Below are 23,863 nucleotides of genomic sequence, written 5' to 3'. Positions count from 1 at the left end.
ATGTTTTGTACATCAATTCTGGCGTGACCCAATTCGGGCCCGCATCCGCGCCGACGACGATGCGCTGATGCGCGCTTTAGTTGGAGATCTTCCGGTAGATGTCTGCAGCGCGGCGCAGCAGGCGGCTCTTGCGCTTGCGCTCATGCACGCGCTGATGCTTGGCCTTGCGCTCGTCGGCGCGGCGCGCGAGGGCATCGGCACTTTCGAGCAACGCGCGACGGACCTCGTCATCGTTCAATTCGCCGAGCAGTTGTTGTCCCTTGCGCAGATGCTTGAGGACCGTCCGCCATGACGCGTATTCGTCGGGGGGCAATCCGCCTTCCGAGAACTCGATGGCGTAGCGCAGCCGCTTGCTGGCGAGACGGACGCGGTGGCGCTTGTTCTTGCCCATGCCTTGCAGCCCGCGGCTCTTCTGGCACAACTTGCCATGCCACCGCGCCAGCCGGCGCGCGTGAAAGACCGAGACCGGCACCGCGCGCCGTTGCGCGGCACGGCGGTTCTGCCGCGTGCTCCAGGGGCCGCTGCCGACCCAGTCCCACATGCCGTCGAACCATCGCCAGTAACGGTCGCCTTGCAAGGCTTCCTTGAGGGCTTCGAACGCATCGGTTCGCGCAGTCTGGAGCATGCGCTCTTCCGGCAGCCCTTTGCTGTTGTCGATCGCAACGTCGAGGTCGCGCGTTGCGCTGAGATAAGCGCTCAGCCATTTCAACTCGGATTTCAGCCGCGTCCATTCGGTGTCCGCCACCATCGGTCCGTAGAAGGCGATCGCCGCCTTCAGCCGCGTGAGTGCAATGCGGGTCTGGTGGAGCGCTGTGGGATCGCCGGAGCTCAGCGCCTCGTGATTGGTTGCGACTTCCTCGAGGCATTCGGACACGATCAGGCGAAACGCGGTCTCACAACGCATGGCTTCGCTGAGATGGCGCAGCCGCTTTGGGCGGACAACGCGCTCCCTGTCCGAACTTGCCGCTGACGTCATGACACTCTCGTGACCCGCCCGGGCCGCAATGCAAACCACGGCCCCCGGATCGAAGATTTCCCGTTTGATCGTTGTCGATCAAGGGTTTTCTGCTGGAGCGCAGTGCAGCGATAAGGCGACGCGATCAAAATGCCGCAATCAACCTGGTTGCGGAGGCTCAATCCAGCCAATTGGCAAGGCTCGTCGGGGAGCATCAAATCGGAAGATATTTCGTGCGCGAAATATCTTGATATTTCGCGTGCGAAATATATAACGGCGGCATGAGAGCGGAACACCGGCTGATCTTTCTTCTGACCGTGGCCTATCGGCGGCTGCAGCGCGCCATCGAGCAGGAGACGGCCGCGCACGACCTGACGTCGGCGCAGGCCGGCGTGCTGTTCTTCCTCGGGCGCAATGACGGCGCGCTGATCGGCGACGTCTCGCAGGCGGTCGACATCGTGCCGTCGGCAATGTCCGGGCTCGCCGACCGGATGGAGCGTGCGGGCCTCGTGAAGCGCCGGCGCGACGGTGAGGACGGGCGCAGCCAGCGGCTCCATCTGACCGCGGCGGGGCAGGAGCTCGGCAGGCGCGCCGCGGCGCGGACCAGGGTGATCAACAACCGCCTGATGGACGGATTTTCGGAAGCGGAGATCGACGTGGTGGCGCGCTGGCTGACCAGCCTGCAAGAGAAGTTTCCGAAGGACAAAGACGGCTAGAGCGTTTTCAAAGCGGAAGTGGGCACCGGTTCGCGTCAAGAGAACGCGTCAAACACGAAGCAAGCAACAGGAGTGAGACATGAGTGAAGTGGTCGTAGCGCTGGACGGTGGCGTTCTCACCGTGACAATGGCGCGTCCGGACAAGAAGAACGCGATCACCAACGCGATGTATGGCGCGATGGCCGACGCGCTCGAACGCGCGGAAAGCGATTCTGCAATCCGCGCCGTGCTGTTGCAGGGCGACGGCGACAGCTTTACCGCGGGCAATGACCTCGCTGATTTCGCGGCGGTGTCGCGCGGCGTGCAGGGCGAGCGTCACGTGACGCGCTTCCTTGCCGGCCTTGCCAAGGCGACGCGGCCGCTGGTTGCCGCGGTGCAGGGCAATGCGGTCGGCATCGGCACCACCATGCTGCTGCATTGCGACCTCGTCTACCTCGCGCCGACTGCGCGGCTGATCACGCCGTTCGTCAATCTGGCGCTGGTGCCGGAGGCGGCGTCGACCTATCTGCTGCCGCAGCGCATTGGCTATGCGCGGGCCTATGCGATGTTCGCGCTCGGCGAGCCGGTCGAGGCGGAGACCGCGGTCTCCATCGGCCTTGCCAATGCCGTGGTGCCGCTTGCGGATCTCCGCGCCAAGGCGCGCGCGGCGGCGGACGCGCTGGCGAAGCGGCCGTTCGGCTCGCTCCAGCACACCAAGGCGCTGATGCGCGATCCCGCTGGGATCAGTGCGCAAATGGCGCGCGAGGGCGAAATCTTCCAGCAGCGACTGATGAGCGCGGAAGCGCGCGAGGCCTTTGCCGCCTTTGCCGAGCGGCGGCAGCCCGATTTCTCCAAGATCGCCGGTTAGGCTTGAGGCTAGGGGCCGCCACGCGCGGGCGGCCCCATCGCTTTGGGGTTGACGGCTTCGCCGGCATCGAACATCTCGTGTCAGGGCATGGCGCAACCGGCGAGGCGAGGCATGAGCGACAGTCACACGCTGCGTGGCGATGGAATCGCCGCAACCATCCTGGCGCAAGGCGCCGAATTGTCGTCGCTCAGCAATGCCGAAGGGATGGAACTGCTGTGGCAGGCCGGCCCGCAATGGCCGCGCCATGCGCCAATCCTGTTCCCGATCGTCGGCCGGTTGAGGAACGACACGCTGCGCCACCATGGCAAAACCTATCCGATGACGCAGCACGGCTTTGCGCGGGACCGCCGCTTTGCCTGGCTGGAGCGGGGGCCGCGATCATGCAAGCTCGCGCTCACCGACGATGCGGAGACTCGTACGCGCTACCCCTTCGCGTTCAGGCTCGAGGTCACCTATGCGGTCGATGGCACCGATCTCGATGTCGCCTTCGACGTCATCAACACCGGCGACGAGATGCTACCGGCCTCGCTCGGCGGTCATCCCGCCTTCAACTGGCCGCTGGTGCCGGGGCTGCCGAAGGAGGCTTACACGCTGACCTTCGGCAAGACTGAACCGGCGCCGATCCGGCGGCTGAAGGATGGATTGATGCGGCCGCAGCCTGAACCCAATCCGGTCAAGGGCAGAACGGTTGCGCTGTCGGAGGAGCTGTTCGATGACGACGCGATGGTCTTCGATCAGGTCGCGAGTACATCGGTCCGCTTCACGGCGACACTAGGCCCGGCAGCAGCCACGCAAGGCCGGGCGATCGAAATGTCCTGGCGCGGCTTCCGCGAACTCGGCATCTGGTCGAAGCCTGGCGGCGCGCCGTTCCTCTGCATCGAGCCATGGCACGGATTTGCCAGCCCCGCGGAGTTCGATGGCGAGTTCGCCGACAAGCCGGGCCTGATGCACATCGCGCCGGGCGCACGTCAGTCGCTGGGCTATCGCATTCGCGTGAGCTGATCGAGGATCAGGTCACTGCGCGCGGCTGCCGAGCGCACCCGTGAGCGCACCCACCGATGGCGGATTTTCATGCGCCCAGGCCTCATGTGCGGCCAGATCGCGGTAGTGCTCGGCCATGCGCAGCAGCCGCTCGCGGATGCTGGTATCTTCCTCGCCCTTGGCCTGATCAGCCAGCTGCGCGGCACGTTCGAGAAGCGTTTTCGGATCGATCACGACAGGCTCCAAATCCGGTTTCGCCAAACGGACAACTGTCATAGCCAAGCACAGTTCCTGCCACGCTTTGATGACGGCGCGGAACCGAAGCGCCGCAACTCGATCGTCCGATGTGTCGACGCCAGTCCGGAACCTAGTTGAACGCCATGCCGCCACTCATCGCGATGGTCTGCCCGGTCATGTAGGGATTGTTGACCAGCAGCATCACCGCCTGTGCGACTTCCTCGGCGGTGCCGAAGCGGCCGATCGGGATCCGGCTGACGAGGCCGCTCTGTCCCTTCATCATGTCGGTCTCGATCAGCGACGGCGCGACGGCGTTGACGGTGATGCCCTCCTTGACGAGGCGCGCGGCATAGCCCCGGGTCAGTCCCTCCATCGCCGCCTTCGATGCGTTGTAGTGCGGCCCGATCGCGCCGCCGCCGCGTGCAGCGCCGGAGGAGATGTTGACGATGCGGCCCCATTTTCGGGTGCGCATCATCGGCAGCACCGCTTGCGTGCAGAGAAACGCCGATTTGAGGTTGACCGTGATGGTGCGGTCGAAATCCTCTTCGGTGAGGTCGTCGACACCCCTGACGATCGCGATCCCGGCATTGTTGACGAGGATGTCGATCGGACCGAGCTCGGATTTGGCGCGTTCGACCAGGCTGGTGACGTCGGCGGCTTCCGAGACGTCGGCGCCGACAGCGACGGCGCGGCCGCCGGCGGCGGTGATGCCCTTTGCCAGCGTCTCCGCTTCAGCCGAGCGCTCGCGATAATTGACGGCGACGGCAGCGCCGGCTTCCGCCAGCATCTTGACGATGGCCGCGCCAATGCCGCGAGATCCGCCGGTCACCAGCGCCACATGTCGGTGCAGGCTGTTTGTCGTCATCGGCCGTCCTCCTTTGCGAGAGCAGAGAGGTTCGCAAAGCGGGAGCCGGGGTGCAATGCAACCCTGCTCAAATCTGCGTTGCCGCGGCCGCCATTGCAGCAAAAAACCGGCATCTGGAGCCGGAATCGGCCTTGCGTCCGGCGCGGGCCGGCGGCAATGGTTGGGGCATCATTCCGTCCAGCCCACCCACGAGAGTTCGATGAGCAAACTGATTGTCCGCGCCGGCGAGTTCACCTTTGACGCCCGTTTCGAGGAGCAGCTCGCGCCGAAGACGGTCGCCGCCTTCCGCAAGGCGATGCCGTTCGAGAGCCAGGCGATCCATGTGCGCTGGAGCGGCGAGGGCGTCTGGATGCCGCTCGGCGATCTCGATTTCGGCGTCTCCTACGAGAACCACACCAGCTATCCGGCGCCGGGCCAGATCATCCTTTACCCGGGCGGCATCAGCGAGACCGAAATCCTGCTCGCCTATGGCGGCGTGCACTTCGCCAGCAAGATGGGTCAGCTCGCCGGCAATCATTTCATCACGCTGACCTCGGGGCTGGAGAACCTCACCGCGTTCGGTAAGACCGTGTTGTGGAAGGGCGCGCAGAACATCCGCTTCGAGGAAATCTGATGTGACCGAGGCCCGCTATCCGCGCGATCTCCGCGGCTACGGCCGCACGCCGCCCGATCCGAAATGGCCCGACGCCGCACGCGTCGCCGTGCAGTTCGTGGTCAATTTCGAGGAGGGCGGCGAGAACAACATCCTGCACGGCGATCGTGCCTCGGAAGCGTTCCTGTCCGATGTGCTGGGTGCGCAGCCCTGGGTCGGCCAGCGTCACGCCAATATCGAAACCATGTTCGAATATGGCTCGCGCGCCGGCTTCTGGCGGCTGTGGCGGATGTTCACCGAGCGCAAGCTGCCAGCCACGGTGTTCGGCGTCGCGATGGCGCTGAAGCGCAATCCGGATGTGGTCGCGGCGATGCAGGAGGCGGGCTGGGATATCGCAAGCCACAGCCTGCGCTGGGTCGAGCACAAGGACATGTCGGAGGACGAGGAGCGCGCGGAGATCGCTCGCGCCATCGCCGTGCATACCGAGGCGACCGGCGCGCGGCCGCTCGGCTGGTACACCGGCCGTTCCTCGATCAACACGCTGCGGCTCCTGATGCAGGCGGGCGGCCTGCGCTATCTCTGCGATTCCTATGCCGACGATCTGCCGTACTGGATCAAGGCAGCCGGCACCGAGCCGCATCTCGTGATCCCCTACGCGCTCGATGCCAACGACATGCGCTTCATCAACCCGCAGGGTTTTGGCGGTGGCGATGAGTTCTACGCCTATCTGAAGGACAGCTTCGACGTGCTCTACGCCGAGGGCGCGACGTCACCCAAGATGATGTCGGTCGGCCTGCATTGCCGCGTCGTCGGCCGTCCCGGCCGCGCCGCCGCGCTGATGCGCTTCCTCGACTACATCCAGAAGCACGAACGGGTCTGGGTGCCGACCCGGCTTCAGATCGCCGAGCACTGGCACGCCAATCTGAAGCATCTCGCCGCGCAGGCGTTCGAGATCGGGTAGAGCAAGATGAAGTCAGGTTGAGCTGGCGACCGCAAGGACACTGCGCTCCCTCTCCCGCTTGCGGGGGAGGGCTGGGGTGGGGGTATTGCCGCGAATCCCATCGCAGAGAGAGCCCCCACCCGCCGCGCTACGGACGACGCTTCGCGTCGCTCGTCGCGCGTCGGCCTCCCCCGCAAGCGGGAGAGGCGAAACGAGTCTGCGGCTCGGCTGATTCAATCAAAATTCATCCTGGGCAAGCGCGCGTCAGTGCCCGGCCATGTGGCGGCCGATCTCGGTGAGGTCGGCCTCGCTGGCGCGGGCCTCATGGACGAACGCGCCGTGGAACATCACGACCAGCCGATCTGACAGCTCCAGCAGCTCATCGAGGTCCTCGCTGACCAGCAGCACCGCCGCGCCGCGGTTGCGGGCGGCCATGATCTCGGCGTGGATCTGCGCCACCGCGGCAAAGTCGAGCCCGAAGCACGGATTGGCGGCGATCAGCACCTCGACGTCGCCCGAGAGCTCGCGCGCCAGCACCGCGCGCTGCACATTGCCGCCCGACAGTGCCGCGATCGGCGTATCCGGCGTGCGGGTCTTGATCTTGTAGCGATTGATCTTGCGCTCGGCGTCCTCGCGGAACGCCGAGCGGTTCAGCCACCAGCCGCCGCGCGCGAACGGGGCGCGATCGAACTCGCGGAACGCGATGTTGTCGGCGACACTCATGCCGCCGACGCAGGCGTTCTTCAGCGGCTCCTCCGGCAGCAGCGACATCTTGTGGCGGCGCATCTCCTCGCGGCTTGCCGCATAGGCCTCGCCCTGGACGCGGATCGCGCCGCCCTCGGCTTCGCGCTGGCCGGCCAGCACCTCGACCAGCTGGCGTTGGCCGTTGCCGGAGACGCCGGCGATGCCGACGATCTCGCCGCTCTTCACCGTCAGCGACACGCCGTGCACGGCAATCGCCCCGGCGTCGTCGAGCGCGGTGAGCTTGTCGAGCTCGAGCCGGGGCGCGCCGGTCTCGCCGGTGCGCGGCGGCTGCACCGTCAGCTGCTCGGCGCCGATCATGGTGCGGGCCATCTCGTCCGGCGTGAGATCGGCGACCCGGCCGGTGCCGGCGAGCTTGCCGCGGCGCAGGATCGTCACGTCATCGGCAAACGCCATCACCTCGCGGAACTTGTGCGTGATCATCAGGATGGTCAGTTCACCCGCGACCACCATCGCGCGCAGCATGCCGAGCACCTCGTCGGCTTCGCCCGGAGTCAGCACCGAGGTCGGCTCGTCCAGGATCAGGAAGCGGCGCTTCAGATAGAGCTGCTTGAGGATCTCGCATTTCTGCCGTTCGCCGGCGGAGATGTCGGAGACCTTTGCATCGAGCGGCACCTTGAACGGCATCCGCGCCAGGAACGCCTCGAGCTCTTTCTTCTCCTTGCGCCAGTCGACCATGGCAGGCACATCGTCGCGCGCCAGCACCAGGTTCTCGGCAACCGTCATCGCCGGCACCAGCGTAAAATGCTGGTAGACCATGCCGAGCCCGAGCGCATGCGCGTTCTTGGGATTGGCGATGGTCTGCTGGCGGCCGCCGACCAGGATGTCCCCTTCGGTGGCGTGGTAATAGCCCATGATGCATTTCACGAGCGTGCTCTTGCCCGCGCCGTTCTCGCCGAGCAAGGCGTGGAACGAGCCGGGACGCACCTTGAGCTCGACATTGTCGAGCGCTGTGAAGTCGCCGAACCGCATCGTCATTGCGATGGCGTCGACGCCGAACGCGCCTGATGGGGCGGGCGGTTCGCCGATGATCACGACAGCGCTCCGATCAGGTCGGCGGATTTCGCCACCGCGCCGAACACGCCGCCCTGCATCTTGATCATCTTCAGCGCGTGGTCGTGGTTGCTCCTGTCGGTCGCGCCGCAGCAATCCTCGACCAGCACGCATTCGAAGCCGCGGTCATTGGCCTCGCGCATCGTGGTGTGGACGCAGACGTCGGTGGTGATGCCGGTCAGCACGATGTTCTCGATGCCGCGCAGCCGCAGCATCAGCTCGAGGTCGGTGGCGCAGAACGAGCCCTTGCCGGGCTTGTCGATGATCGGTTCGCCCGGCAGCGGCGCGAGATCGGGGATGATGTCCCAGCCGGGCTCGCCGCGCACCAGGATGCGGCCGCACGGGCCGGGATCGCCGATGCCGGCGCCGATCTGGCGCGAGCGCCAGCGCTTGTTGGCGGGCAGGTCGGCCAAATCAGGGCGGTGGCCTTCGCGGGTGTGGATGATGTGAAAACCCTGCGCGCGCATCACCGCGAGCAGCTTCTTGATCGGCTCGATCGGCGCCCGCGTCAGCGACAGATCGTAGCCAATCTTGTCGACATAGCCGCCGACGCCGCAGAAATCGGTCTGCATGTCGATGATGATGAGCGCGGTATTCTGCGGTCGCAGGTCGCCATTGTAGGGCCAGGCGTAGGGCTCGGATTTGATGAAGCGCTCGGGCATGGAATGATCTCGCTCGTCTATCGGGTGATGGACAATTCGGCGGGCGCGCCGGTCAGCGTGCGCTTCGGCGAGCAGGTGATGATCATGATCGCCAGGGTTAAGATGTACGGCGCGGCGTTGAACAAATGATAGCCGGAGGTGATGCCGACCGATTGCAGCGCAGGCCCGAGCGCCGCGGCGCCGCCGAACGCGAGCGAGGCCCACAGGCACAGCATCGGGTCCCAGCGCGCGAAGATCACCAGCGCGACCGCGGTGATGCCTTGTCCCGAGGAGAGCCCTTCGTTCCAGCTGCCGGGATAGAACAGTGACAGGAACGAGCCGCCGATGCCGGCGAGGAAGCCGCCGACCATGGTGGCGCGCAACCGGATCAGCAGCACGGAATGGCCCATCGCGCGGGCCGCGTCCGCGCTTTCGCCGGCGGTGCGGATCAACAGGCCCCAGCGCGTGGTTCTGAAAGCCCAGTACAGCAGCGGCGCAATGGCAACGCCGATCAAGAACAGCACGTTGATGCGCAGCGCCGCGCGCACCTGCGGCACGTCGCTCCACCAGCCGAAATCGATCGCCGGCAGCCTTGCCGCCGTCGGCTCGATCAGCGGCTTGCCGAGGAAGAAGGCGAGGCCAGTGCCGAGCAGCATCAGCGCGATGCCGACCGCGATGTCGTTGACCCGCGGCAGCGAGCAGATACCGGCATGCAGCGCGCCGAACAAGGCGCCGGTGATCCCCGCCGCGAGCACGCCAAGCCATGGCGAGCCGGAGAGATAGGAGATGCCGTAGGCGCTCATCGCGCCCATCACCAGCGTGCCTTCGAGGCCGAGATTGATGCGGCCACTTCGTTCGGTGATGCATTCGCCGAGGCTGACGAACAGGAACGGCGTGGAGACGCGGATGGCGCCGCCGAACACGGCGAGCGGGACGGTCCAGAGCCCGAGCGAGCTATCTGCCATGTCAGGACTTTCCCTTCAGGAAGCCGATCCGCCCGTAGAGCGCATCGCTTGCCAGCACGAACACGAAGATGATGCCTTGCAAGACCAGCACCGAGGCGTCAGGCAGGCCGAGCCGCCGCTGCAACAGGCCGCCGGAGGCCGAGATGCCGCCGAGCAGGATCGCGACCGGAATGATCGCGAGCGGGTTCTGCCGCGCCAGGAATGCGACCAGGATGCCGGTGAAGCCGTAGCCCGCGGCGAGGTTGGCATTGGTGCGGCCCTGCACAGCCGCGACCTCGATCATGCCGGCTAGCCCGGCGCTGCTGCCGGCGAGGAAGCAGACGGTCAGGATCAGCTTGCCGACGCCAAGCCCCACGATTTTGGCGGCGCGGATGTTGCCGCCGGCAACGCGCGCGGCGAAGCCGAAAGTGGTGTGATAGATCAGGATGTAGGCGGCAACGGCCGCGACGAGGCCGAACACCAGGCCCCAATGCACATCGGTGCCGGGAATGCTGCCGATCATGTTGGCGGCGCCGATCTCGCGCGTCGACGGCTTGTTGAGGCTCGCCGGATCGCGCATCGGCCCCTCGACCAGATGGTTGAGGATCGCAAGCGCGATATAGACCAGCAGCAGGCTCGAGATCGTCTCGTTGACCCCGCGATATTGCCGGAGGCCGCCGGACAGCGTGATCCAGAGACCGCCGCCGATCATGCCCGCGATCACCATCGCGGTCTGCACGACGATTGGTGCTGCGCCCTGCAACGCCAGCGCCGCTGACGTCGCCGACAGCGCGCCGATCAGAAGCGCGCCTTCGCCGCCGATGATCACCATGCCGAGCTGCGCCGGCAGCGCCGTGCACAGCGCGGTCAGGATCAGCGGTGCTGCGCGGGTCAGCGTGTTCTGCCAGGAGAACCAGGTGCCGAAGGCGCCGTAATACATGTAGAAATAGAGGTCGAGCGGGTTCTTGCCGTAAAGCGCGATGAACCCGCCGAACACCGCGAGCGCGCCGACCAGCGCCGCGCCCGGGATCAGGATGTATTCGATGCTCGTGCCGTAGCGCTGGAGGAAGCCGGGATCGGCGGCCGGAGCGACGCCGCCGGCCGCTTCCACCGATTCCGCCGCCTCGGTCGTCACGCGGTGGCTCCGATCACGCCCTCGACCAGATAGTCCATCTTTTCGAGCTCGGGATCCTGCTGGCCGCGGTCGGTGCCGGAAGCGATCACCGTCTTGCCCTTGTTGTCCACCAGCGGGCCCTTGAAGATCGCGTACTCGCCGGACATGAACTTGGCCTTGACGTCGTCGGCATGCTTGCGGGCTTCCGCAGAGACCATCTCGCCATAGGGCGAGACCTTGACAATCTCTTCCTTCAGGCCGCCGCGGTAGAAGTTCGGGATCGCTTCGCCCGCGGTGATCATCTTGACGAACTTCGGATAGAGCGCTTCCCAGTTCCACTCGGCGCCGGTGAGATAGGCCTTCGGCGCCAGCGGCGACTGATTGACGTGATAGCCGCATACCATCGCGCCACGGCGCGCGGCGTTCTCGACCATCGTCTTCGGTCCGTCGACATGGCAGGTCAGCACATCGACGTCCTGGTCGATCAGGCTGTTGGTCGCCTCGGCTTCCTTGACCGGCATCGACCAGTCGCCGGTGAAGATCACCTGCGTCGTCGCCTTCGGATTGGCGAGCCGGGCGCCGAGCGTGAACGCGTTGATGTTGCGCAGCACCTGCGGGATCGGCTTGGCCGCGACGAAGCCGAGCTTGCCGCTCTTGGTCGAATAGCCGGCGACGATGCCGGAGATATATTGCGCCTCGTCGATGTAGCCGAAATAGCTGCCGGCGTTCTTCGGGTCCTTGTCGGACCACAGGCCGCCGCAATGCTCGAAATGCATCTTCGGAAACTTGCCCGCCATCTTGACGACGTGTGGGTTGTAGTAGCCGAACGAGGTCGGAAACAGCAGCGTGGCGCCATCGAGATTGATCATGGACTCGATGGTCTTCTCGACCGCGTCGGTCTCCGGCACCTTCTCTTCCTCGACCACCTTGATGCCGGGAAGCTTCTTCAGCGCCGCCGCGCCCTGGGCGTGGGCCTGGTTGTAGCCATAGTCGTCGCGCGACCCGACATAGATGAAGCCGACCGTGGTTTCCGCTGCCGCCGCGCCGCGAACGCCGAGCGTGCTGCCGAGCGCCAATGCCGCGCTTCCCTGCAATAAATGCCTTCTTGAAATCCTGCCAAAATCCATCGCCTGCTCCCTCCGGCGGGGCCGACCCGCCTGTCCTTGTCGCAGCCGCCGTAACAGCGGCGCGTGACGGAGTGTCGCAAGCTTCGTGCCAGAGCACATTTGGCGGTCATGGTTCTGTAAGTGACTGAATATGAATGTGAATAGTAATCAACATGGGCGGCCTTCGGAATCGGCAGATTCCGGATTGCCTATTTGGTGAGCGATCGATCGTCGTTGTATGCAATGCCGTTAAGCAGTCGCTAACCCCTGGACGGCCGATGCGAGCCCCGGCGGGGGCGGGCCATTTGCCGGCTGGTGAATCGGACCGGGCCTGCTACGAGTGAAGCGGGCCCAGGCGCCGGGCTGGACCGATGGGAAACAGCATGAGCGAGAAGAAATCGTCCTCGAATCCATCTTCCCTTGGCGACGAGATCGTGGCGCGGATCGATCAGCTCGCGGCGATCTCGGAGACGCCCGAGCATCTGGCGCGCGTCTTCCTCACCGACGAGCATCGCAGGGCGGCCGATCTCATCCTGTCCTGGATGCGCGAGGCCGGCATGAGCGCGCACCTCGATGCGATCGGCAATGTCTGCGGCCGCTACGAGGGCGAGCGGCCGGGCCTGCCGGCCCTGATGCTCGGCTCGCATTACGACACCGTGCGCGATGCCGGCAGATGGGACGGTCCGCTCGGCGTCATCACCGCGATCGCCTGTGTCGCCGATCTGAACCGGCGCGGTAAGCGGTTGCCGTTCGCGATCGAGATCGTGGGCTTTGCCGACGAGGAGGGCGTGCGCTTTGCGTCGACCCTGCTCGGCAGCCGCGCGGTGGCCGGCACGTTCGACGAGAGCGTGCTCAACACCCGCGATCGCGCCGGCACGTCGATGCGCGATGCGCTGGTCGCCTTCGGGCTCGATCCCGATCATATCGGCAAGGCGGCGCGCGCCCGCCGCGAGCTGCTCGGCTATGTCGAGCTGCACATCGAGCAGGGCCCCGTGCTGGAACAGAAGGCGCTGCCGGTCGGCGTCGTCACCGCGATTTCAGGCGCGACCCGGCTTGCCGCCAATCTCACCGGCGTCGCCGGCCATGCCGGCACGGTGCCAATGCCGCTGCGGCGCGATGCGCTGACCGGCGCCGCCGAATGCATCGTTGCGATCGAGCAATTCTGCAGGAGCGATGAAGCCGGCCTCGTCGGCACCGTCGGCTACATCAGCGCCATGCCGGGTGCCACCAACGTAATCCCAGGCAAGGTGTCGTTCACGATGGACATCCGCTCGCAGAGCGACATGCATCGCAAGCGCGCCGTCGCCGACATCGTGCGGCAGATCGAGGCGATCGCAAAGCGCCGCGAGCTGGCCTTGCAGATCGACGTCACCCACGAGAACCGCAGCGTGCCCTGCGCGCCATGGCTGAAAGCGCAGATCGCCGAGGCGGTCGCAGCCGAGGGCCATGCCGTATTCGACCTGCCGAGCGGGGCCGGCCATGACGGCATGGCGATGGTCGACGTCGCTGACATCGGCATGATCTTCGTGCGCTGCCGCGGCGGGATCAGCCACAATCCGGCCGAGCATGTTGAGCTCGCCGACGCCGACACCGGCGCGCGGGTGCTGCTGCGCTTCGTCGAGAGTTTTCGTCCGCACGTTGCAGTGCATATCTGAAGCTGCCGCGCTTCGGGCGGCCGACGGTCCGTTTTCCGCCGTGCCGAATTTGGACAGAATTGCCACTGGACCGCTCCCAGTTGAGGCTATTGCACGCCACCCGTGAAGCGTTAGACTTACCCATCGGGGGGAAGGACATGCGCTCGTCCGTCGTCGAGGACGTTCAGTTCCCAAAACAACCGGCGCTGCAGCTGATCTATGACACTGCACCGATCGGTCTTGCCTACCTCTCTCCCGATTGCCGTTACCTTCAGATCAATCAGCGCCTCACCGAAATCTGCGGCATCTCGGTCGAGGGCCATCTCGGACGAACGGTGCATGATTGCGTGCCCGGACTCGCCACGGCGGTCGAAGGCATCGTTCGCTCGATCATGGAGACCGGAGAGCCTGTCACCGGCGTGGAGGTTTACGGCCAGCGCCCGGGCCACAATGACGAGCGATGCTGGATCACGCATTGGCACCCGCAGCGCGAGCCGAACGGGAGCATCGTCGGCGTCAACGTTGCCGCCGAAGAGATCACCGATCGCAAGCGCAGCGAACGCGAGATCCGCGCCGCGCGCGATGCGGCCGAGAAGGCCTTGCATCATCTGCAGGAGACCCAGGCGTCGCTGATCGAGGCGGAGAAGCTTGCGGCGCTGGGCCGGCTGGTGGCCGGCGTCGCACATGAGATCAACAGTCCGGTCGGCACCAGCCTCACGGTCGCCTCGGTGCTGGAGCAGAAATGCGCCGACTTCGCCGCCGAGGCGGCGCGCGGCAAGCTGAAGCGCTCGAGCCTCAGCGATTTCATCGAGGTCGTCGAGAGTGCCTCGTCGCTGCTGGTCGGCAACCTCAAGCGCGCAGCCGATCTGGTGCAATCATTCAAGCAGGTCGCCGTCGATCGCAGCTATTTCGACCGCAGCCAGTTCGATCTCGGCGAGGTGACCGAGCAGGTGCTCTCGAACCTGCGTCCGGCGTTGCCGAAGAACAATCTGGCGCTCGAGGTCGATTGCCCGTCCGGTCTTGCGATGAACAGCTATCCCGGTCCCTACGGCCAGGCGCTGACCAATCTCTTCGTCAATTCGGTCGCGCATGCGTTTCCGGACGGCAAGGGCGGCACCATCACGATCCGGCTGCGCGCCTCGGGCGCGGACCAGGTGGAAATCCTGTTCGCCGACGATGGCTGCGGGATGAGCCGCGACGTGCTGCGGCAGGCCTTTGATCCATTTTTCACCACGCGCCGCGACATCGGCCGTATCGGGCTCGGCCTTCACATCGTTCACAACATCGTCACGAACCGGCTGGGCGGAGAGCTCCATCTGGACAGTGCCCCGGGCATCGGGACCAACGTGCGGATCACGCTGCCGCGCCTGGCGCCGCAGCGCGGAACCGATAGTTGATTGCCAAGATTGTCGTCCCTGCGAAAGCAGGGACCCATAACCACGAATGCCGATTGTAGCTGACGCCGGAACGACGAATTCCGCTCACAACATCCGCCGCGGAGTATGGGTCCCTGCTTTCGCAGGGACGACACGGAGTTTGTGGCGTGCGATCTCGGCAAGGTGGCCGCGAGGCTATTTTTAGCCGCTGGAGAAGAAAACTCTCCTCGCCCCCACTCGAACGAAACGTCCTTCCAGGTCGGCGCCGCAAAAGGCATTCCACGACCCTTGCTTCCGCCCCCGTCATCGCGACATTGTCAGGGTATTCCAGATGGTCAAGACGATGAGCCAATCCGCATTCGATCCCTTCGGCGAGCCGGTCCCCGCGGTCGATTCTTCGGCCGCGAGCGAAGGCGTGTCGAAATGGCTGAAGACCGCGGGCACCAGCGTGTTCTGGGTGCTGGTGGTCGGCATCGTGCTGGCGCGCGCGGTCTATTTCGAGCCCGGCGTGTTCAGCTTCGAGCATGCCGTTGCGTGGGCGCAGGGTCTGTTCGCCGCGCTTTAACCGACGGCGTGCGCGGCACCGTCTTCGCGCCCTTTGTCTCCCGAATGATCCCCTCGAACGCGACCGCTGCCGGCACGTCGAGCCGGCCGGGCGACTTCAATTGCCACAGCGTGCGCTCGATATGGACGCCCTTGATCGGGATCACCTTGAGTTTCCCCAGCTTCACCTGATCGTCGATCGTCGCGACCGACACGATGGCGACGCCGACACCGGCCGCCACCGCCTGCTTGATCGCCTCGGTGCTGCCGATCTCGAGCGTGCGCTGCGGCTCGACGCGGTGGGCGGCGAGTGCCTGTGCAACCACCTCGCGCGTGCCTGAGCCGGGCTCGCGCACGATCAGGATCTCGTCGTTGAGCAGGCGGACGTCGATCGCGCCCGCGGCGGCTGCGAAGCGATGATCCGGAGCCGCGATCAGCACCATCACGTCGGTACGCCAGGCTGCGCTGATCAAATTCTCGTCCTCGACTGGCCCCTCGACCAGCGCGATTTCGATCTCGTGCCCCAGCATCAGCGCGGCGATATCAGAGGTGTTGGCGCTCACCACATGCAGGTCGATGCCGGGAAAGGCGCGGTGAAACACGCCGAGATATTCCGGGATCATGTAGGTCGCGATCGTCGTGCTGGCGCCGATGCGCAGCGAGCCGCTGTCGAGGTTGCGCAATGACTGCAACTCGTCCTCGGCGGCGCGCTCGGCCGCGAACAGCGTCTCGGCATGGCGAGCCAGCGCCGCGCCCTCCCGGGTCGGCCGCACCCCCTTCGGCGTGCGGTCGAGCAGCCGGCAGCCGACCTGCAGCTCGAAATCCCGCACGCCCTTGGAGATCGCGGGCTGGCTGATGTGCAGGAGGTCGGCGGCGCGCGAGAAACTTCCGGTTCTCGCCACGGCCGCGAACAGGCGGAGCAGATGCAGGTTAAGGGACATAACTTCTCTCTATCGGGGCAGTCCGAAAAGATATTAGCCAAGCGCGGCGCCCTGGCGCATAAAATCTTCTCCGAAAAGAGGATGTCGTGCCGCAACAAGAGCAAGATCAGGGGCAGAAGCAGGGCGCGCTGAAGCGCATTTTCCTGCTCATTCCGGGCATTCTGCTCTGCGGGGTGGTCACGGTCATCTCGCTCGGTATCCAGGCCGCCGAAGAGCGGGTCTTCGACCACCCCTATATCGAGGCCCTGGTCGTCGCGATCCTGCTCGGCATGGCGGTCCGTACCGCCTGGGAGCCGCCGGAGCGCTGGCGCTCGGGCATTGCCTTCAGCGCCAAGCAGCTGCTCGAGGTTGCGGTGATGCTGCTGGGCGCGTCCATCAGCTTCGCCGCCATCGTGGCGTCGGGCGGGCTCCTGATCGGCGCGATCGCTGTCACCGTCGTGATCATGCTGGCGGTGACCTATGGTCTCAGCCGGATCCTCGGGCTCAAGACCAAACTCGCGATCCTGATCGCCTGCGGCAATTCGATCTGCGGCAACTCCGCGATTGCCGCGGTGGCGCCCGTGATCGAGGCCGATGGCGACGACATCGCCTCGTCGATCTCGTTCACCGCCATTCTCGGCGTGCTGATGGTGCTCGGCCTGCCGCTGCTGATCCCGCTCTTGAAGCTGACGGCGACGCAATACGGCATCCTCGCCGGCCTCACGGTCTATGCCGTGCCGCAGGTGCTGGCGGCGACCGTGCCGGCCGGCATTGTGAGCACCCAGATCGGCACGCTGGTGAAGCTGGTGCGGGTCCTGATGTTGGGCCCGATCGTGGTCGCCCTTTCGTTGTTGGTCGCGCGGCGGCGCAAGGCCGCCGGCACCGCCAAAGCAGGTGCCTCGATCAGCCCGTTCAAGCTGGTACCCTGGTTCATCATCGGCTTCCTGGTGCTGGCCGCGCTGCGCTCGTTCCAGCTCGTGCCTGACATCGCGATCGCGCCGGTGACCAGGACGGCGGCGATCCTCACCGTGGTGTCGATGGCAGCACTTGGGCTCGGCGTCGATGTTCGCGTGCTCTCGACCGTCGGCGGCCGCGTGACGGCAGCGGTCACGCTGTCGCTGATGCTGCTCCTGGGCTTGAGCATCGGCCTCGTGCACTTCTTCAACTAGAGCATGATGAGATTGGGTTGAGCCGGACCGGCATCGAAAGTTCACCTCTCCCCGATGGGAAGAGGTGAACCGAAAGCGCGGCAAGGCGAGTCAACCAAAACTCATACCGCTCTAGCGGCTACTCGGCGGCCTTCGCGGTCTTGCCGAACATCCGTGTCGGTGCGGGAAAACCGCAGGACGTGCCGTCGGTGATCTTGACCTGATCTTCCCAGGGCAGGCGGAAGCGGCCGGACACCATGTCCTGCATGAAGGTGTAGGGGCAATCCATCGCGCCGCCCTTCACCGCGACATAGCCGCGGTGCCAGAGCTGATAGATGTTGTTCTCGACGCCCCAGTTGATCCGCGCCTCGCGCACGAGGTCGGGCCGCACCTCGGCGGTGATGATCTCGTCGGCGCGCCCCGTGGTGCCGTGCGCGATGATGCTGCCGTCGAAATTGACGATCATGCCTTCGCCCATCGAGTCGAACGACCCGTCCGAGCCGCACATGCAGACATTGGCCGTCACCATCAGGTTCTGGAAGGCGTTGGCCTGGTTGGTGAAGCGCCAGCTGTCGCGGATCGGCGCAGTGTAGCCTGCGGTGCGGATCATGATCTCCGCGCCCTTGTAGGCACATTCGCGCGCCATCTCCGGGAACATGCCGTCATGGCAGATGATCAGTGCGATCTTCGCGCCTTTCGGTCCGTCGATCACGGGAATGCCGACATCGCCCGGCTCCCACGGCTCGACCGGAATCCAGGGATGGAATTTGCGGTAATAGAGCTTGATCTCGCCGTGATCGTCGATGATCAGCCCTGAATTGTAGGGGTTGCCGTGCGGGTTGAACTCCATGATGGAGAAGCAGCCCCAGATCTTGTTGTCGATGCAGGCCTGCTTGAAGGCCGCGACTTCGGGGCCGTCGAGCCGGCACATGATCTCCGGATTGGTATCCATCGAGAGACCGTGCAGCGAATATTCCGGGAATACGACCAGATCCATGGTGCCGAGATTGCGCCGTGCCTTGCCGACCATCCAGACGATGCGCTCGGTCTGCCGCGCCAGATCGGCCTTGGTCGCCACCACGGGCAGCTGCAGCTGCACCAGTCCGATCACGACGCCATTGGGTGACTTGTTGAGACCGCCAAGTCCATTCATGCCTGTCCTCCCGCCTGTTTGAATTGGGCTGTCATTTCGCGAACGATTGTCGTCGTTCGGTCCGGCTCCCGTCCGGCCCTTAGCTAGCAACGATCATGCCAGCAAGATCGAACGACCGGCAAATCAGGTGCCGGTGAGAACCGGGGACGATGGCGCGGAGAACGGCCGAGCGTGTCCCAACAGATTGAGATGCCGGACGTTTCGGGCGGTTGAGGGCACAAGCCGCATCATTGCGCAATGGCACGCGGTTTGCTTGATCAGGTGCAGGTCTTCTCGCATTCGGGGCGTGCGTCATGGCGAATTCAAGCGGGACAATCGCGGCGGAGCCGGCGCCGATCACGCTCGACTGGAGCAAGACCGCGCTCGTCATCATCGACATGCAGCGCGATTTCATGGAGCGAGGGGGCTTCGGCGAGACGCTCGGCAACGACGTCAGCCAGCTCGCCCGCGCGGTGCAACCGATCGCCGCCGTCCTCGCCGCGGTGCGCGATGCCGGGCTGCTCGTGGTCCATACCCGCGAGGGCCATCTGCCCGATCTCTCCGACGCGCCGCCAGCGAAGCTCGAGCGCGGTGCGCCGTCATTGCGGATCGGCGATCCCGGGCCGATGGGTCGGATCCTGATCCGCGGCGAAGCAGGGCACGACATCATCCCCGAGCTTTATCCGCTGGGCAGCGAGATCGTGATCGACAAACCCGGCAAGGGCGCGTTCTACGCCACCGAATTCGGTGACATCCTGCAGAAATACGGCATCGAGAATCTCTTGGTCTGCGGCGTCACCACCGAAGTCTGCGTCAACACCACGGTGCGCGAGGCCAACGACCGCGGCTATCGCTGCGTCGTGATATCAGACGGCTGCGCGTCGTATTTTCCGGAATTCCACGAGATGGGCCTGAAGATGATCAAGGCCCAGGGCGGCATCTTTGGTTGGGTTACCGATTCAGCCGCGGTACTGGAGGCGCTCGCTGCGTAGAGCGTGATGAGATCAGGACGCACACTCATCAACGCGCAGCCATAGCCGGATCGAAGCGCCTAGCCCTTCGCGGCGGGGACGGGCGGCACCGGCAGAATGATTTCGGAAGCAATCTTCCAGTCCTTCCCGACGCGAAGCCAATTGATGATCATGAGAAACGGCCTGGCTGTTCCATCCTGCCCAGCATAAGAGACCGTGATGTTCATCGGCACGTAGGACTCGGCGACGTCGCGCGTCAGGCCGACAACCCTGAGCTTCGAATAATCTGGCTCGAGCACGACCGGACCGGAGCTACCGATATCGTGCAGCTTTTGATCAATCGCCTCGTTACCCCAAAAACCGGCCCAATTCCCTTCGGACTGGATCGCGCTCTTGGCCACCAACAGGGTCGAGGGCGATTGCCAGAACATCCCATGCAGAGCCTTGAAATCGTGGTTGTTGGCCAATTCCATCAGCTTGCCGAACTTCGATTTTATCGCAATGAGGGTCGCAGCATCCAGCGGCTCTTTCCTGACGGCAGGAGTAGACGCGACAGCCTCGGCGGCAAGAGCTGAGGCAGCGATAGTGACAAGAAGTGTCTTGTACATGCAGGAATTTCCCTTCGAACGCCTGGCTCGCGTCATGACAATGCCCGTTGCGTTCTACGATTGGTATGAGTTGCGACTTCCATCGGCCGAAGGCGTTATCAGGACGCTTTAGCTTGCGCATTCGCGTAGCAAGGCTGTGATTTGCGCATCAAGATCTTGGGCGACGTTCTGCGGCTTTGCCTGGTTTTCGCCATCGCGGTCCGATGCGTTCTGCACTGCTCCGAGCGAGGTGCGGGCTCCCGCCGCGAACGCGCCGGGAGCGGTACCGTCACTTCACGAGCGTTGCCTTTTCGATCACCCCGGCAACTTGCTTCGCATGGACGACGAGCGAGGCATGGCTGCCGGCGACTTCCGTCGTCTGCGCCTTCATCCTGGCTGCGAACGACTTCTGGGCCTCGGGCGCGAGGACCTTGTCCTTGGTGCTGATGACGTAGAACGTCGGCTTGTCATGCCAGGCTGCAATGTCGACGGGGGCTTCGAACGCAACGTGGTTCAACGGAAGCTGCGTGTTGGCCAGGTGCGCAGCGATTTCCGGAGGAAGGTCGGCCGCCACGGCTGACGGAAACACCTTGGGATCGATGTACAAATTGCCCTTCGCATCGGGATGGATCGCGTTGCCGCCTTCGGTCGGCGGGCCGGCCTTTGCCAGCGACGCCAGGGATTCACCGACCTCTGGCGCGAAAGCGGAGACGTAGACGAGCGCCGAGACCTTCGGATCGTTACCGGCCTGCGTGATGACCACGCCACCCCAGGAATGGCCGACGAGGACGGTCTTGCCGTCCTGCTTCGCGAGCGCCTGCTTGGTGGCATCGACGTCAGCGGCAAGGGAGGTGAGCGGATTTTCGACGAGCGTGACGTTGTAGCCTTTCTTCGTGAGAATATCGGCAACGGGCTGCCAGCTCGTCTGGTCCACGAAAGCGCCGTGCACGAGTACGATGTTGTGGGCTGCTCCCTTGGGCAGCTCGGCGGAATGGACGGAGCCGACCAATGTCGTTCCGGCCAGAAGTAGGGCGGCGGCTGAGAGGAAGATATTTCGCATTGATTGTTCCTGTTGGCGTAACGGACGAGCACGGTCCGGAGGAATGGACAGGCGTTTCCAGCAAGGTCGCGGTTCTTCCATCTGCCATCGGCGAAATGGTTGCCGTACGTGCCGTCGGCCCGCCGCGACGTGACCTATTCCGCCGGTCTTTCGGACGATAGGGATCAATCGTCCGTATGTTGTGTCGGATCGTCCGCCGGTCTAATCTCGGCGGCATGGATATTCTCGCCCAGGTGCTCGATCGCGTTCGTCTCGGCGGGACGCTGCTCTTTCACTTCGAGCTCGGCCATCCCTGGAATCTGGAGTTGCCGGCGCGCCCCTACGCCCTGTTTCACTATCTCAGCCGCGGCTCGGCGACCCTTGCGCTCGGACAGGGACAGGAAATCCAGATGACGGAGGGCGATCTTGTCGTGATCACCCGCGGCGAGCCGCATGTGTTCTATTCGGATCGCCGAGCCAAGCCTTTGCAGATCATCGATATCGATCGATCTTCGCCGCGTCTTGGCGTCGTTCGTCACGGCGGCCGTGCCAAGCCGCTCTCGACCATGATCTGCGGCAATTTCACCGTCTCGCGGCCGCTGTTCGGCAGCGTGCTGGAGCTACTTCCGCCCGTGCTCCTGCTGAAGCCAACGGCGGACAGTGAGTGGCTTGAAGCGATCCTGCGTCGCATGGTCAGCGAGTCCGCGCTCGAGCGTCCTGGCCAACGCGTCGCGCTCTCACGACTGACGGAAGTGCTCTTTGTCGAGGTATTGCGAAACTGGATCAAGTCCCTCGGTCCCGGAGAAGGCGGGTGGCTCGGGGCGATATCGGACCCGCACATCGGGCCCGCACTCAAGCTGATCCACGAAAACCCGGAGCGGCCCTGGGCCCTGAGCGACCTCGGCCAGCGCGTGGGGCTCGGCCGCTCGGTATTTTCGGCGCGCTTTACCAAGCTCGTCGGCCAGTCCATGCATCGTTATGTGATCGAACGCCGGATGGCAGAGGCGGCGTTCCTGCTCGAAACCAGCGACGAGCCGATCGCACGAATTGCAAGCCGGGTCGGTTACGAGACCGCGGCGGCGTTTTCGAAACTGTTCCACCGGCATCACGGCCTATCGCCTGGCCGGTACCGAGCGGCTCGACGATCTGATGGCGGAGGAAGGCAAGGGGACGTTCAGGAAGCAGCAGTTGCCGGATGACCTTGGCCCAGATGTCCGCTCATGGCTCGGCTCGGACCTTCCGCGAAGTGCGCTCTTGGGCAGCTGGATGAGACATCATCCGCGCCTTTCTCGGCTTCCCATTTTATGGGTACACGACCTGGGCTGCGGCCGCGAATAAGGCGCGTTCCCTCCGTGCCAGATTGCTAGCGACCGCGCGTTGCGGCCGAGCAACACTTCTTGGAAAAGCGTTGGCCTAACGGCTTCCGCCCATTGCGCGTTTCCATTTGATCCGAATGATCGAAGCCGTCAGGTGCTTGGCTGTGCAACAGGGCTCGGATCGAGCCTTTGGAGGCTTCGGGATGATGAACCCGCGGCGAATTGCGACGGTGACGCCGGAGTTGTGCGGGACGGTCGTTCTCGCAGGTTGGCTCTTTGCCTGGCTTGCCGGCTCTGCCGGCATCGGGAACACCGGAGCAGTGCCCGTCGAGGGACTCGCATCATCTCTCGCCGCCAATGCCGAACCGGCTGATACGCGACAGGCAGCTGCAGTCGCCAACGTGAACGCCGATGTGGCGATGGCTGCCGAACCCGTGACGCGGCCGGCCTCCGACGCGACGGTCACGCCGCAGGCAGGCGTCATGGGCAGCGCTGTCGCTGACGCCGATGCGGCGATGGCGGTTGAATCGATGCCGGCGCCGCCGGCCCCTGACGCGACAGCGACCTTGAGCGAACCGAAATCAATCGTCGTGGCTGCGTTGCCGGATTCGTCGCAGATGCTGCCGGTCGAAACATCGCCGGAGCAAACGGCGATAGCGAGCACGGCTCCAGTGTCGAGCGACACCAAGGAGGCCACGAGACCCCTGGATATTTTCGAAGAGTGCCTCGTCGTTGATGTGTGCATCGACCAGTACTTGTGGGCCCTCTACGAGCGGACGCCCAAGGAAGACACCATCAGCGTACAAGAGCAGCGGAAAGTGACGGTCAAAAGGAAGCGCAAGATGGTGACCGTCACCAGGACGTTCACCAGGCGCGTCGATAACGATTTCACGTGGAAGGATCCGAAGGCGGCGGAAAGAATGTCCATGCCGTTGATCGACTACGTGATTGGAGGGGTGGACCGGAGCTTCAGGCTCAAGCTGTTTCACGCGCTTTACGCGGCCGAGCAGGCCGGGTTGTCGCCCGGGATAACCAGCGCGTTCCGCGATGACTACCGTCAATCGATCGCGAGCGGCCTGAAGGCGGCGTCCGACAAGTCATACCACGGAGGGAGCTTCCGCGGCGGCTATGGCCACGGGCTTGCCGCTGATGTCGTGAGCGTCAAAGGCGCGACGCGAGCGGAGCGTTGGGTCTCCACCGAGGCCCTTTGGAAATGGATCGATGCGCGCGGACCGGATTTTGGAATCGGGCGACCGTATCTCGATCGAGATCCGCCGCATGTCGCGCCGATAGACGGCAAGGAATACGCCGCTCACCGCGGCGGGACGAAAGCTCAGCGCGCGGAAGCGGATATCAAGAAGCGCAACCGGGGCGCTCTGCAGGTCGTGGCGAAACGATCAAAAACCGCAAAAGCGTCGAAGGGGAGAACGATCTGATCCGGTTC

25 protein-coding genes are annotated in these 23,863 nt (G+C 64.7%); 12 read left to right on the top strand and 13 right to left on the bottom strand.

Annotated features, from left to right (window positions below):
* Positions 1–76: 76 nt before the first annotated feature.
* Positions 77–976 (bottom strand): CHAD domain-containing protein, encoded by a 900-nt coding sequence (locus AAFG07_RS30320; protein WP_342723423.1) that lies wholly within the window; start codon positions 974–976, stop codon positions 77–79.
* A 260-nt stretch (positions 977–1,236) separates the two neighbouring features.
* Between AAFG07_RS30320 and AAFG07_RS30315 the strand changes: the two genes are divergently transcribed.
* The 3 genes from AAFG07_RS30315 to AAFG07_RS30305 all read left to right on the top strand — a co-directional run bounded on the left by AAFG07_RS30315 (position 1,237) and on the right by AAFG07_RS30305 (position 3,520).
* On the top strand, positions 1,237–1,671 hold the full coding sequence (locus AAFG07_RS30315; protein ID WP_342723422.1) for a MarR family transcriptional regulator: 435 nt from the start codon (positions 1,237–1,239) through the stop codon (positions 1,669–1,671).
* 79 nt (positions 1,672–1,750) lie between these two features.
* Positions 1,751–2,518: an enoyl-CoA hydratase-related protein gene (locus tag AAFG07_RS30310; RefSeq protein ID WP_342723421.1), complete on the top strand. Its 768-nt coding sequence runs from the start codon at positions 1,751–1,753 to the stop codon at positions 2,516–2,518.
* Positions 2,519–2,629: 111 nt separating this feature from the next.
* Positions 2,630–3,520 carry an aldose 1-epimerase family protein gene (locus AAFG07_RS30305; protein WP_342723420.1) on the top strand — a complete coding sequence of 297 codons (891 nt, stop codon included), beginning with the start codon at positions 2,630–2,632 and terminating at the stop codon, positions 3,518–3,520.
* A 12-nt stretch (positions 3,521–3,532) separates the two neighbouring features.
* On the opposite strand, the gene AAFG07_RS30300 is transcribed toward AAFG07_RS30305, so the two are convergent.
* Together AAFG07_RS30300 and AAFG07_RS30295 are read right to left on the bottom strand one after the other, a co-directional pair.
* Entirely contained in the window at positions 3,533–3,733 is a 201-nt protein-coding gene (locus tag AAFG07_RS30300; RefSeq protein ID WP_342723419.1) for a hypothetical protein, read from the bottom strand.
* Positions 3,734–3,866: 133 nt separating this feature from the next.
* Positions 3,867–4,601, bottom strand: coding sequence for a 3-oxoacyl-ACP reductase family protein (locus AAFG07_RS30295; protein ID WP_342723418.1), 735 nt, complete (start codon positions 4,599–4,601; stop codon positions 3,867–3,869).
* 199 nt (positions 4,602–4,800) lie between these two features.
* On the opposite strand from AAFG07_RS30295, the gene AAFG07_RS30290 reads away from it, so the two are divergent.
* Together AAFG07_RS30290 and puuE are read left to right on the top strand one after the other, a co-directional pair.
* Positions 4,801–5,214: a DUF3830 family protein gene (locus AAFG07_RS30290; RefSeq protein WP_016843084.1), complete on the top strand. Its 414-nt coding sequence runs from the start codon at positions 4,801–4,803 to the stop codon at positions 5,212–5,214.
* A 1-nt stretch (position 5,215) separates the two neighbouring features.
* Positions 5,216–6,154 (top strand): allantoinase PuuE, encoded by a 939-nt coding sequence (puuE, locus tag AAFG07_RS30285; RefSeq protein ID WP_342723417.1) that lies wholly within the window; start codon positions 5,216–5,218, stop codon positions 6,152–6,154.
* Between the two features lie 243 nt (positions 6,155–6,397).
* Here the strand turns inward: puuE and AAFG07_RS30280 are convergent, their stop codons facing one another.
* The 5 genes from AAFG07_RS30280 to AAFG07_RS30260 are packed head-to-tail and all read right to left on the bottom strand — an operon-like array spanning position 6,398 to position 11,774.
* Entirely contained in the window at positions 6,398–7,930 is a 1,533-nt protein-coding gene (locus AAFG07_RS30280; RefSeq protein ID WP_342723416.1) for an ABC transporter ATP-binding protein, read from the bottom strand.
* Positions 7,927–8,610, bottom strand: coding sequence for an isochorismatase family cysteine hydrolase (locus AAFG07_RS30275; RefSeq protein WP_342723415.1), 684 nt, complete (start codon positions 8,608–8,610; stop codon positions 7,927–7,929). The genes AAFG07_RS30280 and AAFG07_RS30275 overlap by 4 nt, the downstream gene beginning before the upstream one ends.
* A gap of 17 nt (positions 8,611–8,627) precedes the next feature.
* A complete protein-coding gene (locus AAFG07_RS30270) occupies positions 8,628–9,554 on the bottom strand; it encodes an ABC transporter permease (RefSeq protein ID WP_212311395.1) in 927 nt (308 codons plus the stop codon).
* Between the two features lies 1 nt (position 9,555).
* On the bottom strand, positions 9,556–10,668 hold the full coding sequence (locus AAFG07_RS30265; RefSeq protein WP_342723414.1) for an ABC transporter permease: 1,113 nt from the start codon (positions 10,666–10,668) through the stop codon (positions 9,556–9,558).
* On the bottom strand, positions 10,665–11,774 hold the full coding sequence (locus tag AAFG07_RS30260) for a BMP family ABC transporter substrate-binding protein (protein ID WP_342723413.1): 1,110 nt from the start codon (positions 11,772–11,774) through the stop codon (positions 10,665–10,667). The genes AAFG07_RS30265 and AAFG07_RS30260 overlap by 4 nt, the downstream gene beginning before the upstream one ends.
* Before the next feature lie 362 nt (positions 11,775–12,136).
* Between AAFG07_RS30260 and AAFG07_RS30255 the strand changes: the two genes are divergently transcribed.
* From AAFG07_RS30255 to AAFG07_RS30245, 3 genes are all read left to right on the top strand, one after another.
* Entirely contained in the window at positions 12,137–13,408 is a 1,272-nt protein-coding gene (locus AAFG07_RS30255) for an allantoate amidohydrolase (RefSeq protein ID WP_342723412.1), read from the top strand.
* Between the two features lie 137 nt (positions 13,409–13,545).
* On the top strand, positions 13,546–14,784 hold the full coding sequence (locus AAFG07_RS30250; RefSeq protein WP_342723411.1) for an ATP-binding protein: 1,239 nt from the start codon (positions 13,546–13,548) through the stop codon (positions 14,782–14,784).
* Between the two features lie 310 nt (positions 14,785–15,094).
* On the top strand, positions 15,095–15,328 hold the full coding sequence (locus AAFG07_RS30245; RefSeq protein ID WP_092124848.1) for a hypothetical protein: 234 nt from the start codon (positions 15,095–15,097) through the stop codon (positions 15,326–15,328).
* Here the strand turns inward: AAFG07_RS30245 and AAFG07_RS30240 are convergent.
* Positions 15,276–16,247 carry a LysR family transcriptional regulator gene (locus tag AAFG07_RS30240; RefSeq protein WP_342723410.1) on the bottom strand — a complete coding sequence of 324 codons (972 nt, stop codon included), beginning with the start codon at positions 16,245–16,247 and terminating at the stop codon, positions 15,276–15,278. The two genes, AAFG07_RS30245 and AAFG07_RS30240, sit on opposite strands and share 53 nt — an antisense overlap.
* Before the next feature lie 86 nt (positions 16,248–16,333).
* Here AAFG07_RS30240 and AAFG07_RS30235 point away from each other — a divergent pair, with 86 nt between their 5' ends.
* Positions 16,334–17,395 carry a putative sulfate exporter family transporter gene (locus AAFG07_RS30235; RefSeq protein WP_342723409.1) on the top strand — a complete coding sequence of 354 codons (1,062 nt, stop codon included), beginning with the start codon at positions 16,334–16,336 and terminating at the stop codon, positions 17,393–17,395.
* Positions 17,396–17,513: 118 nt separating this feature from the next.
* Here AAFG07_RS30235 and AAFG07_RS30230 read toward each other — a convergent pair whose 3' ends face one another.
* Positions 17,514–18,527 (bottom strand): formamidase, encoded by a 1,014-nt coding sequence (locus AAFG07_RS30230; protein ID WP_342723408.1) that lies wholly within the window; start codon positions 18,525–18,527, stop codon positions 17,514–17,516.
* Between the two features lie 293 nt (positions 18,528–18,820).
* Here AAFG07_RS30230 and AAFG07_RS30225 point away from each other — a divergent pair, with 293 nt between their 5' ends.
* Positions 18,821–19,498, top strand: a complete 678-nt coding sequence (locus AAFG07_RS30225; protein ID WP_342723407.1) for an isochorismatase family cysteine hydrolase — start codon at positions 18,821–18,823, stop codon at positions 19,496–19,498.
* 59 nt (positions 19,499–19,557) lie between these two features.
* On the opposite strand, the gene AAFG07_RS30220 is transcribed toward AAFG07_RS30225, so the two are convergent.
* From AAFG07_RS30220 to AAFG07_RS30210, 3 genes are all read right to left on the bottom strand, one after another.
* Positions 19,558–20,085, bottom strand: a complete 528-nt coding sequence (locus tag AAFG07_RS30220; RefSeq protein ID WP_342723406.1) for a hypothetical protein — start codon at positions 20,083–20,085, stop codon at positions 19,558–19,560.
* 268 nt (positions 20,086–20,353) lie between these two features.
* A complete protein-coding gene (locus AAFG07_RS30215; protein ID WP_342729283.1) occupies positions 20,354–21,124 on the bottom strand; it encodes an alpha/beta hydrolase in 771 nt (256 codons plus the stop codon).
* A 164-nt stretch (positions 21,125–21,288) separates the two neighbouring features.
* Positions 21,289–21,414 (bottom strand): hypothetical protein, encoded by a 126-nt coding sequence (locus tag AAFG07_RS30210; protein WP_342729442.1) that lies wholly within the window; start codon positions 21,412–21,414, stop codon positions 21,289–21,291.
* On the opposite strand from AAFG07_RS30210, the gene AAFG07_RS30205 reads away from it, so the two are divergent.
* Together AAFG07_RS30205 and AAFG07_RS30200 are read left to right on the top strand one after the other, a co-directional pair.
* A complete protein-coding gene (locus AAFG07_RS30205) occupies positions 21,358–22,302 on the top strand; it encodes an AraC family transcriptional regulator (protein WP_342729282.1) in 945 nt (314 codons plus the stop codon). The genes AAFG07_RS30210 and AAFG07_RS30205 overlap by 57 nt on opposite strands.
* Positions 22,303–22,622: 320 nt before the next feature.
* Positions 22,623–23,855, top strand: a complete 1,233-nt coding sequence (locus tag AAFG07_RS30200) for a peptidase M15 (protein ID WP_342723405.1) — start codon at positions 22,623–22,625, stop codon at positions 23,853–23,855.
* The last annotated feature ends 8 nt before the right edge of the window (positions 23,856–23,863 follow it).

The sequence above is a fragment of the Bradyrhizobium sp. B097 genome, from assembly GCF_038957035.1.
In the GTDB taxonomy this organism is placed as follows: domain Bacteria; phylum Pseudomonadota; class Alphaproteobacteria; order Rhizobiales; family Xanthobacteraceae; genus Bradyrhizobium.
This window is presented reverse-complemented; position numbering and strand designations above follow the sequence as displayed.

Coding starts and splice junctions, on each gene's coding strand:
- AAFG07_RS30320 (WP_342723423.1), bottom strand. CDS start 976: ATGACGTCAGCGGCAAGTTCGGACAGGGAGCGCGTTGTCCGCCCAAAG.
- AAFG07_RS30315 (WP_342723422.1), top strand. CDS start 1,237: ATGAGAGCGGAACACCGGCTGATCTTTCTTCTGACCGTGGCCTATCGG.
- AAFG07_RS30310 (WP_342723421.1), top strand. CDS start 1,751: ATGAGTGAAGTGGTCGTAGCGCTGGACGGTGGCGTTCTCACCGTGACA.
- AAFG07_RS30305 (WP_342723420.1), top strand. CDS start 2,630: ATGAGCGACAGTCACACGCTGCGTGGCGATGGAATCGCCGCAACCATC.
- AAFG07_RS30295 (WP_342723418.1), bottom strand. CDS start 4,601: ATGACGACAAACAGCCTGCACCGACATGTGGCGCTGGTGACCGGCGGA.
- AAFG07_RS30290 (WP_016843084.1), top strand. CDS start 4,801: ATGAGCAAACTGATTGTCCGCGCCGGCGAGTTCACCTTTGACGCCCGT.
- AAFG07_RS30275 (WP_342723415.1), bottom strand. CDS start 8,610: ATGCCCGAGCGCTTCATCAAATCCGAGCCCTACGCCTGGCCCTACAAT.
- AAFG07_RS30270 (WP_212311395.1), bottom strand. CDS start 9,554: ATGGCAGATAGCTCGCTCGGGCTCTGGACCGTCCCGCTCGCCGTGTTC.
- AAFG07_RS30260 (WP_342723413.1), bottom strand. CDS start 11,774: ATGGATTTTGGCAGGATTTCAAGAAGGCATTTATTGCAGGGAAGCGCG.
- AAFG07_RS30255 (WP_342723412.1), top strand. CDS start 12,137: ATGAGCGAGAAGAAATCGTCCTCGAATCCATCTTCCCTTGGCGACGAG.
- AAFG07_RS30250 (WP_342723411.1), top strand. CDS start 13,546: ATGCGCTCGTCCGTCGTCGAGGACGTTCAGTTCCCAAAACAACCGGCG.
- AAFG07_RS30245 (WP_092124848.1), top strand. CDS start 15,095: ATGGTCAAGACGATGAGCCAATCCGCATTCGATCCCTTCGGCGAGCCG.
- AAFG07_RS30240 (WP_342723410.1), bottom strand. CDS start 16,247: ATGTCCCTTAACCTGCATCTGCTCCGCCTGTTCGCGGCCGTGGCGAGA.
- AAFG07_RS30230 (WP_342723408.1), bottom strand. CDS start 18,527: ATGAATGGACTTGGCGGTCTCAACAAGTCACCCAATGGCGTCGTGATC.
- AAFG07_RS30225 (WP_342723407.1), top strand. CDS start 18,821: ATGGCGAATTCAAGCGGGACAATCGCGGCGGAGCCGGCGCCGATCACG.
- AAFG07_RS30220 (WP_342723406.1), bottom strand. CDS start 20,085: ATGTACAAGACACTTCTTGTCACTATCGCTGCCTCAGCTCTTGCCGCC.
- AAFG07_RS30215 (WP_342729283.1), bottom strand. CDS start 21,124: ATGCGAAATATCTTCCTCTCAGCCGCCGCCCTACTTCTGGCCGGAACG.
- AAFG07_RS30210 (WP_342729442.1), bottom strand. CDS start 21,414: ATGGCCGAGCTCGAAGTGAAAGAGCAGCGTCCCGCCGAGACGAACGCG.
- AAFG07_RS30200 (WP_342723405.1), top strand. CDS start 22,623: ATGATGAACCCGCGGCGAATTGCGACGGTGACGCCGGAGTTGTGCGGG.